At 63.1% G+C, this 14,328-nt stretch carries 14 protein-coding genes; 3 read left to right on the plus strand and 11 right to left on the minus strand.

The window, feature by feature from the left end:
* Window positions 1-91: 91 nt before the first annotated feature.
* Entirely contained in the window at window positions 92-274 is a 183-nt protein-coding gene (rpmF, locus tag AC097A_RS02785; protein ID WP_105259923.1) for a 50S ribosomal protein L32, read from the minus strand.
* Window positions 275-384: 110 nt separating this feature from the next.
* Window positions 385-933: a YceD family protein gene (locus AC097A_RS02790; RefSeq protein WP_315473419.1), complete on the minus strand. Its 549-nt coding sequence runs from the start codon at window positions 931-933 to the stop codon at window positions 385-387.
* 27 nt (window positions 934-960) lie between these two features.
* On the opposite strand from AC097A_RS02790, the gene AC097A_RS02795 reads away from it, so the two are divergent.
* Both AC097A_RS02795 and AC097A_RS02800 read left to right on the plus strand, forming a co-directional pair.
* Window positions 961-1,563, plus strand: a complete 603-nt coding sequence (locus AC097A_RS02795) for a Maf family nucleotide pyrophosphatase (RefSeq protein ID WP_479619655.1) — start codon at window positions 961-963, stop codon at window positions 1,561-1,563.
* A complete protein-coding gene (locus tag AC097A_RS02800; protein WP_479619656.1) occupies window positions 1,560-2,348 on the plus strand; it encodes an SAM-dependent methyltransferase in 789 nt (262 codons plus the stop codon). Before AC097A_RS02795 ends, AC097A_RS02800 begins: the two co-directional genes overlap by 4 nt.
* Before the next feature lie 38 nt (window positions 2,349-2,386).
* Here AC097A_RS02800 and AC097A_RS02805 read toward each other — a convergent pair whose 3' ends face one another.
* From AC097A_RS02805 to AC097A_RS02820, 4 genes are read right to left on the minus strand one after another with little or no spacing between them, the layout of a single operon-like run.
* A complete protein-coding gene (locus AC097A_RS02805; protein WP_479620190.1) occupies window positions 2,387-3,370 on the minus strand; it encodes a S49 family peptidase in 984 nt (327 codons plus the stop codon).
* A gap of 46 nt (window positions 3,371-3,416) precedes the next feature.
* Window positions 3,417-3,797 carry a Rieske (2Fe-2S) protein gene (locus AC097A_RS02810; RefSeq protein WP_479619657.1) on the minus strand — a complete coding sequence of 127 codons (381 nt, stop codon included), beginning with the start codon at window positions 3,795-3,797 and terminating at the stop codon, window positions 3,417-3,419.
* A gap of 10 nt (window positions 3,798-3,807) precedes the next feature.
* A complete protein-coding gene (locus tag AC097A_RS02815; protein ID WP_479619658.1) occupies window positions 3,808-4,482 on the minus strand; it encodes an HAD family hydrolase in 675 nt (224 codons plus the stop codon).
* A gap of 24 nt (window positions 4,483-4,506) precedes the next feature.
* A complete protein-coding gene (locus AC097A_RS02820) occupies window positions 4,507-5,589 on the minus strand; it encodes an RluA family pseudouridine synthase (protein WP_479619659.1) in 1,083 nt (360 codons plus the stop codon).
* A 495-nt stretch (window positions 5,590-6,084) separates the two neighbouring features.
* On the opposite strand from AC097A_RS02820, the gene AC097A_RS02825 reads away from it, so the two are divergent.
* Window positions 6,085-9,117 carry an Rne/Rng family ribonuclease gene (locus AC097A_RS02825; RefSeq protein WP_479619660.1) on the plus strand — a complete coding sequence of 1,011 codons (3,033 nt, stop codon included), beginning with the start codon at window positions 6,085-6,087 and terminating at the stop codon, window positions 9,115-9,117.
* Window positions 9,118-9,167: 50 nt separating this feature from the next.
* On the opposite strand, the gene AC097A_RS02830 is transcribed toward AC097A_RS02825, so the two are convergent.
* Genes AC097A_RS02830 through hemC form a run of 5 tightly spaced genes read right to left on the minus strand, consistent with a single transcriptional unit; the run spans window position 9,168 to window position 14,327 of the window.
* On the minus strand, window positions 9,168-10,244 hold the full coding sequence (locus tag AC097A_RS02830; RefSeq protein WP_105259931.1) for a GGDEF domain-containing protein: 1,077 nt from the start codon (window positions 10,242-10,244) through the stop codon (window positions 9,168-9,170).
* 32 nt (window positions 10,245-10,276) lie between these two features.
* Window positions 10,277-11,554, minus strand: coding sequence for a heme biosynthesis HemY N-terminal domain-containing protein (locus AC097A_RS02835; protein WP_479619661.1), 1,278 nt, complete (start codon window positions 11,552-11,554; stop codon window positions 10,277-10,279).
* A 1-nt stretch (window position 11,555) separates the two neighbouring features.
* Window positions 11,556-12,611, minus strand: a complete 1,056-nt coding sequence (locus AC097A_RS02840; protein WP_479619662.1) for a uroporphyrinogen-III C-methyltransferase — start codon at window positions 12,609-12,611, stop codon at window positions 11,556-11,558.
* Window positions 12,608-13,402 carry a uroporphyrinogen-III synthase gene (locus AC097A_RS02845; protein WP_479619663.1) on the minus strand — a complete coding sequence of 265 codons (795 nt, stop codon included), beginning with the start codon at window positions 13,400-13,402 and terminating at the stop codon, window positions 12,608-12,610. The genes AC097A_RS02840 and AC097A_RS02845 overlap by 4 nt, the downstream gene beginning before the upstream one ends.
* Window positions 13,403-13,406: 4 nt before the next feature.
* Window positions 13,407-14,327, minus strand: a complete 921-nt coding sequence (gene hemC / locus AC097A_RS02850; protein ID WP_479619664.1) for a hydroxymethylbilane synthase — start codon at window positions 14,325-14,327, stop codon at window positions 13,407-13,409.
* Window position 14,328 lies beyond the last annotated feature (1 nt).

The following is a 14,328-nucleotide window of genomic DNA, read 5'->3' on the forward strand; positions in this document are numbered from 1 at the left end:
CGAAGTCAAACTTCCGAATATAGAGGCCATAAATGACAAAAGCCCGTCGCTACAGGCACTGTAGCTTCGGGCTTTTGGAGATTCAGGGGAATCAGGCTTCGGACTTGGTCTTCAGCACCTTGCGACCACGGTAGAAACCGGTGGGGCTGATGTGGTGACGCAGGTGGGTTTCGCCGGTGGTGGATTCCACAGCAATACCGGGCACCACCAGAGCGTTGTGCGAACGGTGCATACCGCGCTTGGAAGGAGATTTTTTGTTTTGTTGAACGGCCATGGTCGGCTCCTGAGCAAAAGTGCTGCACAGGGTGTGGCAACACGGGTTAGGTTGGTAAAACGCGGCGGATTTGCGCGCGAAGCCTCGGATTATAGCCCAAAGCCGGCCTGTTAGCCAAGGCCCTTGTCTTTGAGCTTTTGAAGCGCCGCAAACGGATTGGGCTTGTCCTCTGCCGTCGCGTCAAAATCCGGGTCCACGGCCTCCAGCTTGACGGACTGGGGGCAGGTCTCGTGTTTGGGCACTGGGGGAATGGACATGAGCAGCTCGTCCTCCACCAAGTCCAGCACATTAAATTCGCGGCTCAACACCAGCACATCCTCTTCCGACTCTTCGTCTTCAATCTCGGCCAGGGCTTCGGTGGCCACAAAACGGAAGTCACGGGTGAACGCGATGCCCACATCCACCGGCGTGAGGCAGCGCTGACAGGTCATGGTCAGGGTGGTGTGCCCATTCAGATGCAACCAGGGTTCATCAACCCCGGCCGCGTCCGCACGGATGTCGCCCTGGGCGTCAAAATGCACGGCTACGGTATCCATCGCGCCTTGGGTTTCTTCACGCAGGCGCGGCATGTGGGCCAAAGGCACCTGGCCCTTCAACTGCCCTTCGCTCTTGGCGAAAGTCAGGATGTTCAGGCTGTTGGCTGAATATTCATATGTCATGGGCGCAGTGTAAGAGAATCGCCCCATATGCAAGACTCCGCCCCCCGAAAACTCGTTTTAGGCTCCACCTCCGCCTACCGCCGCGAACTGCTGCAGCGCCTGCGCGTGCCCTTTGCCGTGGCCGCGCCCGATGTGGACGAAACACCCCAACCCCATGAAACCCCACTTGCCCTGGCGCGCCGGCTGGCGCTGGCCAAGGCCCAGGCCGTAGCGCAGCGATACCCCGACTGTGTGGTGATTGGTTCTGACCAGGTGGCCGATCTGGACGGCGAACCGCTGGGCAAACCCGGCACCCACGAACGTGCAGTGGCCCAGTTGCAAAAAATGCGTGGCAAAACCGTGGTCTTCCAGACCGCGGTGGCCGTGGTCTGCCAGGCCAGTGGCTTTGTACAGGAAGACGTGGCGCCGGTGCGCGTGGTGTTCCGCGACCTGAGCGATGCCGACATTGAAAACTACCTGCGCGCCGAAACACCCTATGACTGCGCCGGCAGCGCCAAGAGCGAAGGCCTGGGCATTGCGCTGCTGGAATCCATCGACAACGATGACCCCAGCGCCCTGGTCGGTCTGCCACTGATCCGCACCAGCCGCATGCTGCGTGCGGCTGGCATCACGCTGCTGGGGCCGGTATGACACAGGCGCCCTCTTCCGTCAAAGGCACGCTGTATTTGGTGCCCGCGCCGCTGGACTTTGGCTGTGCCACCCAAAGCCCGTTGGACCAGAGCATGCCCGCCCACACATTGGCCGTGACCGCCAGCCTGAGGCACTGGATTTGTGAGAACGCAAAAAGCACGCGTGCCTACTTAAAACGCGTAGACACCAGCCACCCGCTGGGCGTGGCCCTGCAGGAACTGGCTATTCAGGAACTTCCGCGCGAAGTGCATAAAAAAGGCGACCACTTGACTGGGGCAGCGGGTGGCTTTGACGCCACGCCGCTGCTGGCCGCAGCCCTGCAGGGCCACCACGTGGGCCTGGTCAGCGAAGCCGGCATGCCGGCTATCGCAGACCCGGGCTCATCCGTGGTACGCGCCGCGCACGACCTGGGCTTGCGCGTGGTGCCCTTGGTGGGGCCCGTGTCGCTGTTGCTGGCGCTGGCCGCCAGCGGGCTCAATGGGCAGAACTTTGCGTTTGTGGGTTATGTGCCAGCCGACCCGGCCGAGCGCAGCAAACGTATCCGCGAGCTGGAGTCACTGGCGCTGAAAACCGGGCAAACCCAGCTTTTTATCGAGACGCCCTACCGCAACACCGCGCTGCTGCAGGGCCTGCTGCAAACCCTGCAACACAACACCCGGCTGGCCACTTCCAGCGGGCTCACGCTGGACACAGCCAGCACCCACAGCAACCTGGTGAAACAGTGGAAGCAGAGTGGCTGGTCGCTGGACAACGCCACGCCCACGGTGTTTGCGATCGGCCGTTAGGCAGCGCCCCGCGCAAGCAGAGGAGCCCGGGGAGTTATTTAGTGAATGGCTGGCAAGGAACGCAGTGCGCGCACCGCGCCATCACCAATCGACGCACCAAAACGTTTGACCAGGCGCTCGGCCACGTTGTCCTTGCGGGTGTAGTCGATGATGTCTTCGGCCTTCACCACCTCGCGCGCCACATAGTCCAGGTTGCCCAACTGGTCGGCCAGGCCCAGCTCAATGGCTTGCTGGCCGGTCCAGAACAGGCCACTGAACATCTCGGGGGTTTCTTTCAGGCGTGTGCCTCGGCCGTCTTTGACCACGGCAATGAACTGCTGGTGAATCTGGTTCAGCATGGCCTGGGCGAAGGCGCGCTGCTTCTCAGTCTGCGGGCTGAAGGGGTCTAAAAACCCCTTGTTTTCACCGGCCGTCATCAGGCGGCGCTCCACACCCAGCTTGTCCATCAGGCCGGTAAAACCAAAGCCGTCCATCAGCACGCCAATGCTGCCCACAATACTGGCCTTGTCGACAAAAATCTGGTCGGCGGCCGCGGCAATGTAGTACGCCGCCGAGGCACAGGTTTCTTCCACCACGGCATACACGGGTTTGTTGTACTGGGCCTTGAGGCGTTTGATCTCGTCGTTAATGATGCCGGCCTGCACCGGGCTACCACCGGGTGAATTGATCAGCAACACCACCGCCTTGGCGCCATCGTCCTCAAAGGCAGTGCGCATGGCCGCCACCACAAATTCGGCGCTGGCATCGGCACCCGCGGCGATCTCGCCCTGGATGGAGACCACCGCCGTATGCGGCATGCTGACATCGGTGGTGGTGCCCCCTTGCTGCAGGCCGAGCCACAGCAGGGCCGACAGAAACACCAGCCAGGCAATACGGATGGCATTGCGCCAGCGCCGCGCAGCGCGCTGCTCCACCAGCGTCGCCATGGCCAGTTTCTCCAGCGTGGCCCGCTCCCAGCCAGGAGCCGAGTTTGCTACGTTATTGATAGCTGCTTGCGCATAATCGGTGTGCTCTGGAGGCATATTGGAGCCAGAACCGGGCGGTGGAGGAAACGAAGATTCGGACATATCAGAAGGCGACAGGTTGTAAGTTGTGGGCAGTATGCCAGTGCACGACACCATCCACTTCCGTGAGGGCAATGGAGACCAGGCCGCCACGGCAGGGGCCGGTGCGGCATTGGCCGGTTTGTGGGCTGTACATGGCGCCGTGGGTCGCGCATATCAACCAGTGGCCGGTCATGTCAAAAAACCGGTTGGGCTGGTAGTCCATTTCCATGGGCACGTGGGAGCAGCGGTTCAGGTAGGCGTAGACCTTGTCGGCATACCGGATGGCAAATCCGTAGCAGGTCTGGCCGCAATAAACCACATCAAACGGCACAGCGTCACCGCTGTTGACCAAATCAGCGCTGTTGCACAGCGCAATCGCCACACCTGCGGGTCCCAATGTCATGGCAACTCCCTCAGGCGTGGGCCAGCAGCCAGGTGTGCAGCTCGGCCACCGAATGCGCCACATGCCGCGGTTGCAGTGGCGCAAAGGCCGTGTGCTCGTGCGCACCGTAACTCACGCCGACACTGGCACAACCGGCATTCAGGGCCAGTTGCAGATCGTGGGTGGTGTCGCCAATCATCAGCATCCGCTCGGGCGGTACACCAAATTCGGCCATCAGCTCCTGCAGCATCAGCGGATGCGGCTTGCCCGCGGTCTCGTCGGCAGTGCGCGAGCCGTCAAACACACCGCGCAGCTCAACCGCCTGCAAGGCCTCGTTGAGCCCCGAGCGGCTTTTGCCAGTGGCCACGGTCAGCAAATGGCCTGCACCCTTGAGCGCGTCCAACATGGGCAACACGCCGTCAAACAGGCTGATGTCGTTCTGGTGCAGCACATAGTGGTGTTTGTAACGTGCGCCCAGCAACGGGTATTTCTCCTTGGGCACATCGGGCGCAGCGTGGGCCAGCGCCTGCATCAGGCCCAGGCCAATCACGTAGGCGGCGTCTTTGTCGCTCGGCACGGTGCCGCCCACATCGGCCACCGCCGCCTGGATACAGCGGGTGATGATGCCAGTGGAGTCGAACAGGGTGCCATCCCAGTCAAAGGCGATCAGGTCAAACTGGCGAGTGCGGGTCGGGTTGGAAGACATAAGAAACAGCAGGTTCGGTGGAAATCAGGTCGCGGCCGGTACGGCCAGCCGCAGAAAATCGGCCAGTTCAGGTGGCAACGCGGCAAACAACTCGATCTTGTCGCCAGTGAGCGGGTGCCGGCACTGGAAGCGCCAGGCGTGTAAAAACATGCGCTTGAGCGCCACCGGCGCCATGCCCCGCGCCAATTCCTTGTTCAGGTCAAAGTCGCCGTATTTGTCGTCGCCGGCGATCGGCATGCCCTCCGACGCCAAATGCACGCGGATCTGGTGGGTGCGCCCGGTCTTGATGGTCACCTCCAGCAGGGAGTAACCGCGCTGGCCGATGGCATCGGCGACCGCTGGCACACCAGAGGTGGCCCGGACCTTGACCAAGGACAGCGAGGGCATGGCGTCGGGGTGGTCCTTCTCGACCACCTTCACGCGGCGCTCACCCGCATCCGCACCACCGTCCTTGCTGGCCAACAAGTATTTGTGCAAGGATTTGTCCAACACCTTCTTATTTGTAGGCCACTGCCCCACCACCAAGGCCAGGTAGGTTTTGCCGGTTTCACGTTCGCGGAACTGGTCCTGCAAATTTTTGAGGGCGCTGCGCTTTTTGGCGATCAGCAAAATGCCACTGGTTTCCCGGTCCAGGCGATGCACCAGCTCCAAAAACGTGGCCTGGGGTCGCGCCATGCGCAACTGCTCAATCACCCCGAAACTCACGCCCGAGCCGCCATGCACCGCCACCCCGGCGGGTTTGTCGATCACCAGAAAATGGTCGTCTTCAAATAACACCGGGAAGGTTTTAGCTGGCGTGCGGCTGGCCGCCTGCGCCACCACCTGCTCGGCCATGGCTTGGGCTTTTTGCTCCACACGTTCGGACATGCGCACCGGTGGCACCCGCACCACATCCCCCACCGCGACCCGGGTGTCGGCGCTGGCGCGGCCCTTGTTCACGCGCACCTCACCGCTGCGGATGATGCGGTAGACATGGGTTTTGGGCACACCCTTGAGCTCACGCATCAGGAAGTTGTCCAGGCGTTGGCCGGCGCTGTCTTCGTCCACCGTCACGGATTTGACTTGCGGCAGGGCTGAGGCTGGATTGCCCCCTATAATGTGTTTCACTAGCGTCGCGCCGTAAGTGGTTGATTTGTCTGGAGTTTAGTCCACACCCCACCAAGCGCTGCGCTGGAAGGTCGATGCCGCCACACTGCCTTGCTTGCAAATCACACGCCACCTGCCTGTGATGGCCCGCAAACAACATGGTCAAGCCGACGAATTGAAACCCTGAAACGGAATACCCCAAATTCGTAAACCCACGGTTTGCGAATGGAATGAAACGAGATGTTTGTGTTGCTAAGCCTGATGACCTTGTGCCTGCGGAGCGTTTACGCCCCGTTGGGTGGCACATATCGGCCTGCAGCCCCGGTACAACCTGCGCAACGAGCTATCCTTTTGATAGCAAGTTCACAAACGCACCCCCTCGTCCCCATCCCTGCGCCTACGCTTCGTCACCTCGTGTGACCTGAAGTTCTCCGGCAATTCCACCTCACTTCAATTCGTCAGTCCGGCACCGTACGCCCAATTCGGGCATGTGCTTATTGAAGAAGGATGCAATCCATGAAACGGATGCTGATCAACGCCACGCAGGCTGAAGAACGCCGCCTGGCTATCGTCGACGGACAAAAACTCCTCGACTACGAAATCGAAATTGAAGGGCGCGAACAGCGCAAGGGCAACATATACAAGGCCGTCGTCACCCGCGTAGAGCCGTCGCTGGAAGCCTGTTTTGTCGACTACGGCGAAGACCGCCACGGCTTCCTGCCGTTCAAGGAAATCTCCAAAACCTACTTCCAGCAAGGTGTCTCCGCCGGCAACGCCCGCATCCAGGACGCCATCCGCGAAGGCCAGGAACTGTTGGTGCAAGTGGAAAAAGAAGAGCGTGGCAACAAGGGCGCAGCCCTGACCACCTTCGTCTCGCTGGCTGGCCGTTATGTGGTGCTGATGCCCAACAACCCCCGTGGCGGTGGCGTATCGCGCCGTATCGAGGGTGACGACCGTGCGGAACTCAAAGAAAACATGGACCAGTTGGAATACCCCAACGGCATGTCCATCATTGCCCGTACCGCAGGTATTGGCCGCAGCGCGCCTGAACTGCAGTGGGACTTGAACTACCTCTTGAAGCTGTGGACCGCGATTGACGGCGCCGCCAAGGGTGGCAAGGGTGCTTACCTGATTTACCAAGAGTCGTCCCTGGTAATCCGCGCGATCCGCGATTACTTCAACCACGACATCGGCGACATCCTGATCGACACCGACGACGTGTACGAACAGGCCCAGCAGTTCATGGCCCACGTGATGCCAGAGCACGCAGCCCGCGTGAAGCGCTACCGTGATGACGCGCCGCTGTTCAGCCGCTTCCAGATCGAACACCAGATCGAATCAGCCTACGCCCGCACGGTGCAACTGCCTTCCGGCGGCGCCATCGTGATCGACCACACCGAAGCTCTGGTGTCCGTGGACGTCAACTCGGCCCGTGCCATCAAGGGCGGCGACATCGAAGAAACCGCGACCCGCACCAACTTGGAAGCCGCCGACGAAGTGGCGCGCCAGATGCGCTTGCGCGACTTGGGTGGCCTGATCGTGATCGACTTTATCGACATGGAAGAGTCCCGCAACCGCCGCGAAGTGGAAAACCGCTTGCGCGATGCGCTGCGCCAGGACCGCGCCCGTGTGCAGTTCGGCACCATCTCCAAGTTCGGCCTGATGGAAATGAGCCGCCAGCGCCTGCGTCCGGCTCTCTCTGAAGGTGCGTCGATTCCTTGCCCCCGTTGCGGCGGCTCCGGCCACATCCGCGACACCGAATCCAGCGCTTTGCAGATTCTGCGCATCATCCAGGAAGAGTCCCTCAAGGACAACACGGCCTCGGTCATGTGCCAGGTGCCCGTCGATGTAGCCTCGTTCCTGCTGAACGAAAAGCGCACCGAAATCGCCAAGATCGAACTCAAGCAGCGCATCAACGTGCTGATGGTGCCCAACAAGACGTTGGAAACGCCCAACTACAAGCTCGAACGCCTGAAACACGACGATCCGCGCCTGGACCACATCGAAGCCAGCTACAAGATGGCCGATGACATGGAAGAAGCCACCGGCGTGACCCGCCGTTCGCAAGAGCCAACCAACAAACAAACGCCCGTGATCAAGGGCGTGTTGCCCGACGCACCCGCCCCCATCGCGCCGCCCAAGCCCGAAGTGGCCAAACCCCAGGCTGCAGCGCCTGCGGCAAAGCCCGCGGCAGCAGCGCCTGCACCTGCCAGCAAAGGTTTCTTTGGTTGGATCAAGGGCCTGCTGGGCATGGAAGAAGCCGCACCGGTGGCCAAGCCCGCACCGGCAACGGCCAAGACCGACGACAAGCGCGAAGGCCGTGACGGCCGGGGCCGCGATGGCAACCGCAACGGTGGCCGTGGTGAACGCAACGACCGCGGTGGCGAGCGTGGTGAAGGCCGCAACAGCCGCGGTGGCCGCAATGAGCCCCGCGCCGACGGCCGTGGCCCGCGCGACGAAAACCGCGGTGAAGCCCGCCCCGAAGGTGGTGCAGAGCGTGGTGAACGCGGTGGCCGCAATGGCCGCAACCGCGGCGAACGTGGTGAGCGTGGCGAACGCCAAGGCGGCGCCCAGCGCAACGAACGCATGGACGCTGGCGCTACCGTAGCAGGCCAGGATGTCCAGGTGTCTGCAGGCGCCGACAACGGCAACGCGCCACGTGGCGAAGGCCGCGGTGAGCCCCGCCAGGACCGTGCCCCGCGTGGTGAAGGCCGTGGCCGCAACCGTGGCGAAGGCCGTGGCCCGCGCGAAGAAAACACAGAGCGCAACACCGAGCAACGCCAGGACACACGCCACGAGGAAACCACAGACGCACGCCCCGAAGGCGCCGCGGACGTGAATACCGAAGCCCGTGGAGACGGTCGTGAAGGCCGTGGCCGTGGACGCAATCGCAATGGCCGCCGCGATGAACGTGGCCCCCGTCAGGACGACGGCAACCGCGCTGACGCAGAACCCCAATCTGCACTCGCCTTTGCCGACACGGCCCCGACAACCCAGGCCGATGTGAACCAAATCGATGGCGAAACTGCCGCCCAGGCCGAAGGCCGCAATGCTGGCGATGGCCAGCGCCGCTCACGCGACCGTTATGGCCGTGACCGTGGCAATCGCCAGGAACGTGGTGAACAAGCTGCAGCCCCGCAGCACACCGAAGAAGCACCACAAGCCGCTGCTGCGTCCGTCAGCATGGAGCCAGTGCAGCCTATCGTGGCAGCAGCCCCAGCACCGGCTGCCTCAGTGGTGGCCGTGGTTGCGCCTGTCGCTGCACCCGCCCCTGTGACCACCGGCAGCATGCCCAAGGTCGAAGGTTATGCCCTGCCTACTGCATCCTTGCAGCAAGTCGCCCAAGGTTCGGGCCTGCAGTGGGTGAATTCGGATGCTGCCAAGATTGCTGCCGTGCAAGCGGCGATTGCCGCCGAACCCAAGCCCGTGCATGTGCCCCGCGAGCGCCCGGCCCCTGTGGTGGTGGACGCTGGCCCGCTGGTGCTGGTGGAAACCCGGCGCGACTTGCGCAACATGAGCCTGCCGTTTGAAGAGAACAACGCGGGTTAAATAAAAAGGGGCACCACGGTGCCCCTTTTTTTGGCCTGTCGGCAGCTGGTTTAAAACAGGTCCACAGCACCTATCTTCAGCGCATCGCCAAAGAAGCCCTTGCGCACCAGCTCTGCGTGGCTGAACACCTTGTTGCGGCCGTTGTGCTGCGCATAGTCCACCGCGCGCTCGGCATGCTCCAGTGCCGTGCTGGGGGAGTCGTCCGGCGTGATACGGGTAAAGCCGGCACAAATGGTGACCCGCCCCACCTGCGGAAAGTTAAATTTTTCGATATTGGCCCGAAAGCGCTCAAACGCGGCCAGCACCAGAGCCTCGTCAGGGCAGTGCATGAGCACAGCAAACTGCTCGCCACCCAGGCGGTACAGCCGGTCGTAGGTGCGAAAGGTGTTGTTCATGATGCGCGCCACCAGCAGCAGCACTTCTTCGGCAATCAGGTGGCCGTTTTTGTCATTGAGCAAGCCAAAGTTGTCGATGCTGATGGTGCCCATCCAGTAGTTGGGCGGCACCCGGTGGCGGCGCTCCTGGCCAGGCGCCACAGCCGCCTTCAAAGCCTCCGACTGCGGCTCGGGCCCCTCGCCCAGCTCATCGAGCACGGCACTGTAGAACGTGTCATCCAGGGACTTGCGGTTGAGCAAGCCGGTGAGTGCATCGCGGTCGCTGTAAGCCAGCAGGTGGTACATATTGCGAAACACATGCTGGACCTGGGCCAGGGTTTGCAACTGCTCCTGCGTCAGCGGGGATGCAGAGTGAATCTCCAACGCCCCTTCATCGTCGTTGAGGGTCTCAGCAAACAGCGGAAAGTAGGTGATGCGGGGCCCGTCTTCGCCGGCCCAGGCGATCTCGATGCGCTCGCGGTTTTGCAGGGCTCGCAGGCGATCGCGGTTGTCGTCCAACAAAGGTAATTTCTGAAAGTCCACGCGGAGCGGGTCCACCACCTTGCCGCCGCCCTTGGCGTCCAGTGTGGCCACTTCCAGCCAGCGCTTGATGCCTTCTTCACTCACCACCCGCGCGACGATGACGCGCTGGATGGGCACCAGGTCAATCAATGCCTTGGACAGGGTGAGCTCCAACAGGTCGCGGTCGCGGTGGTCTGTGAGCTTGATCAGGTGGTCGATGAGTGTGGCCATGGGGCGGATAATAGCCCCGAAAGTTCAGCACGTCACGCTTTGGAGGCTTCCTTGTAGGCCTGTGCGGCGGCGGCCGTATCCTGCCTGTGTTCGGCCAGTTCGGCCAGGGCGCGCCAGGCGTCTCGCTTGAGGTCCGCATCCTTGAGCATGGTCAAGGATTGGCGCAGCATCTGCTGGGCTTTGCCCCACAACTCCAGCCGCGCGCACATCACACCGGCCAGGTACTGCAGCAAGGGGTCACCCGGGTTGGCCAACTGCAGCGACTCGATGCGCTGCAGCCACGGCGCATCGGGCGTGCCGGTGGCCTGGGCAAAACCTTTTTCCAGCACGCGCACCACACGCACGCGCAGCGCCGGGCTCAATGCATCCAGGCGTTCGCCCATGGCCACCCACAGCGGCAGCACCCACTGGCGTGACAGGGCCACATCGCCGCCCAGTTGCAGACAACGCTCTGCGGCTTCCAGTGCCACCTCGGGCATGTGTTTTTCTGCCGTCTCCAGTGCCTCCCAGGCGCGTTGCAACTGCATGGGGTCATGGGCCGAGCGCAGGATTTCAAGCGCCAGCCCGCGGGCAATACCGGCACCCGCCACTTCCGAGAACGCCCGGTGTTTGGTGAGCAGGCGCACCGCATCCAATGCCGCACGCGCCTGGCCAGCCAGGCGCGCCGCCTTGAGGCGCAAACGCAGGGCAATAGTGCGGCGGGCTGTGCCTTGGGGCAATTGGTCCAACCACTCCAGCGACAAAGAGGCGTCACGGTCCTCAAACGACCAACGTGCTGCGCGCATCAGCACGCCATCGCGACCATCCTGCGCGTCGCGCGGCCGGGTCAGCTCCAGTGCGCTCTGAAAATGTTGCTCACGGCGGCTGCGGTCTTGCAGCGCATGGGCACTTTCGGCAGCAATCAGGTGGGACATGGTGCGCAGGCGCACGCCGTGTGCCGTGTGTTCTTCGCTGCTGCGCAGCGACTCTTCGAGCGTGACCACCAGCTCGGCCGCCTTGCGGGCCCGCACAAAACGCCCAGCCACCAGGTTGGACAGAGAGTCCAGCAGCGCCTCGTGCATGGCGCGCTCTTTGTAGAGCAGGCGCCAGCGCTTGGCCTGCACCGGAATGTGCAGCAGGCCCGAGAGTGCGCGCAAAGCCAGGTGCAGGGTCACAAACACCAGGGCCAGCAGCACCAGCACCAGGTTGAGTGACAGGTCCACCCGGTACGGTGGCCAGTACAGGGTCACCGTGCCCTGGTTGTTACCGGCAAACAAGGCGGTGGCCACCGCCACCGCAAACAGGGCAAGAAGCCAAAGTGCGGCCCGCATCTCAGCGCCCCGCTGCGGCCGTGGTCAGCGCCGCCAGGGTGTCATCCACGCGCGGCAGCTCCAGCGCACGCATTTGGCCTTGCAGTTGCTGCAGCAAGGCTTGGGCAGCCTGGGTCTTGCGCGAAGACACATCAAAGTAACGCGCCATGGCCGCGGAGGCGGCAGCCAGATCCGAACGCGCCGAATCGTTGTGCCGTGTGAGCAGGCCCAGGCGAGCGTTCAGCAACTTGAGCTTGAGGTTCTCGCGCAGAAAGAAGGACTGCTCGGGTGTGAGCAAGACGGCATCGGGGTTGTCGATGCGGCTTACGCGCACCAGGCTTTGCAATTCGGCATGCACCACCGCAATGGCGCGGTTCCACCAGCCGGCCATGGATTCGGCTTCCTTACGCTTGAGGCTCTCGGCCGGACGCGCCACCGACACGGCATTGGCCACGGGCAGCTCGTCCGTCATCTGCACCAGTTCATCGAGCTTGACCAGCAAGGCGGGCAAATCGGCCAATGCCGTGGCCTTGATACGGGCCACATCTTTGGCAATGGCGCGCTGCACCGGGGTCAGGCGCGGCTGCGCGGCTCGGGCCACGCGCAGTTCGGCAGTTTTGAGGGCGGCCAACAGGGGCTCAGCACTGCCGGTGAGTTGGGCCTGTTGCTGGGCCAGGCGCACAGCGGATTCAATGTCCACCACCAGGTTTTCGTCGCGCGAGCGGGACAGGCTTTGCATCAGCTCTTCGAGCTGGCTGCGCTGCAAGGACACTTCGCTCAGCCGCGCTTCGGTCATGGCGAGTTTGGCCGCGGTTTCAATGGCCAGCTCCTGCGCCTGGCGGGCGATGGCCCGCGCTTCGTTGGCCTGGGAACCGGTGTCGGCGCTCTGGCGCGCCAACTGCTCCTGGATAGTGCTGAGTTTTTGCCACAACAAGGCGCTGCCCACCAAACCCACCACCGCCACCACGGCCACGCCACGCAACCAGCGGCGCGACGACTTCACCGTGGGCAGCAAGGCTGCAGGCGGTGCCTGTTCCGCAGGGGATGTTTCGGGTGGGGCGGCGGACTCGGCGTTCATTGCAGCGATTCTATCGACGCCATCAGCGCCGGCAGCGCTGGGCGTGACTCGCGCACCACACCAAAGCCCGCCTCACGCGCGGCCTTGCCAATACGTGGATGGGTAACAACGGCACGGGCGCCCTGCCAGAGCTGCGCAGGGCATTGGGCCTGCAAGTTGGCAATCGCTTCCGAACTGCTGAACAGCCACACCGTGCCATCGCTGGCCGCAATCTGCGCCTGGGCCTGCTGCTGGGGGTCGAGTTGGGGTTGCTGACGCTGGTAGGCCACCACAAAATCCACCTGGGCCCCGGCCGCCGTGGCCTGCTTGGCAAACCAGTCGCGCCCCACCCCCTCGTCGCCGGCCGCGCCGTCCACGGTGGTACCACGGACAATGAGCAAGCGAAAGCCTGGGCGCATCTGGCCGCGCACCACATGCCATAGAGCCTCCGAGTCAAACAGCCCAGCGGTATGGTCGGGGGAGTCGATGCACGAGGCCTCAGCGCCCACACGCAGCAAGGCGGAATAGCTGCCTGGGCCGGTCACATACGCTCTACTTTTGATAGCTGCCTGCGCAGAAAATACGAGGGTTTCAACCGGTTTTAATGCAAAAAAGTGGTCCACCGCATTGCGACTGACAAACATCGCGGCATCCCACTGCGCGATCTGCTGCCAGGCCTCATGCACCGCTTGCGGCTGGGTGGCTGGCAGCACCTTGATCAAAGGCAGACTCAAGGCCTGGTAACCCGCACTCTGCAGGGTGCTGACCCACTTCTGGGCTTCGCCTTCGGGACGGGTAACGATCACACGCATGGCATCAGACTCCTGCTTGCGGCAAAGCCCGTACACCGGCCTGCAACTGCAGGGCGACCTGTTCGCCCAACGCGGTGGCATCAGCCAGGCTGTGTACGGAGCCTTGCGTCTGGGCGGTCACCAGCGGGTGCCGTCCCTCGGCATCGCCCCAGGCGGCGCGGATGTGCAGCTGCGTGCCCTCAAGCGTGGCGTAAGCCGCCAGCGGCATGGAACAGCTACCACCCATCATGCGGCTTACCGCGCGTTCGGCGGCCACGGCCAGCCAGGTGGGTTGGTGGGCCAGGTGCTGCAGCGCGTCGCGCACATCGTCGCGGCCCGTGCGCACCTCAATGCCCAAAGCCCCCTGCCCGGCAGCCGGCAGCATCTGCTCCACCGCAAAGGTGCTGCGGATGCGAGACGCCAGCCCCAAGCGCTTGAGTCCGGCGGCGGCCAACACGATGCCGTCGTACAGGCCTTCATCGAGTTTGCGCAAACGGGTGTCCAGGTTACCCCGCAAAGGTTCAATCTTCAGGTCTGGGCGCATGGCCCGCAGCAGCGCCACACGGCGCAAGCTCGACGTGCCCACCACCGCGCCTTGCGGCAGATCCAGCACACCCGCATAACGGGTAGACACCCAGGCGTCGCGTGGGTCCTCACGCTCCATCACGCAGGCCAGCTCAAAACCCGCGGGCAACTCCATCGGAACGTCTTTGAGCGAATGCACGGCGAGGTCGGCGCGGCCTTCTTCCAAGGCCACTTCCAGCTCTTTGACAAACAGGCCCTTACCGCCCACTTTGCTGAGCGAGCGGTCCAGGATTTGATCGCCCTTGGTCGTCATACCCAACAGGGTGACGGCGGCGCCTTGCTGCTCCAGCAAGGCCTTGACGTGTTCTGCTTGCCAAAGGGCCAGCCGGCTCTCGCGTGTGGCGATCGTAAAATGGGGCAAA

It is taken from the genome of Rhodoferax sp. XS2R6 (genome assembly GCF_056521365.1).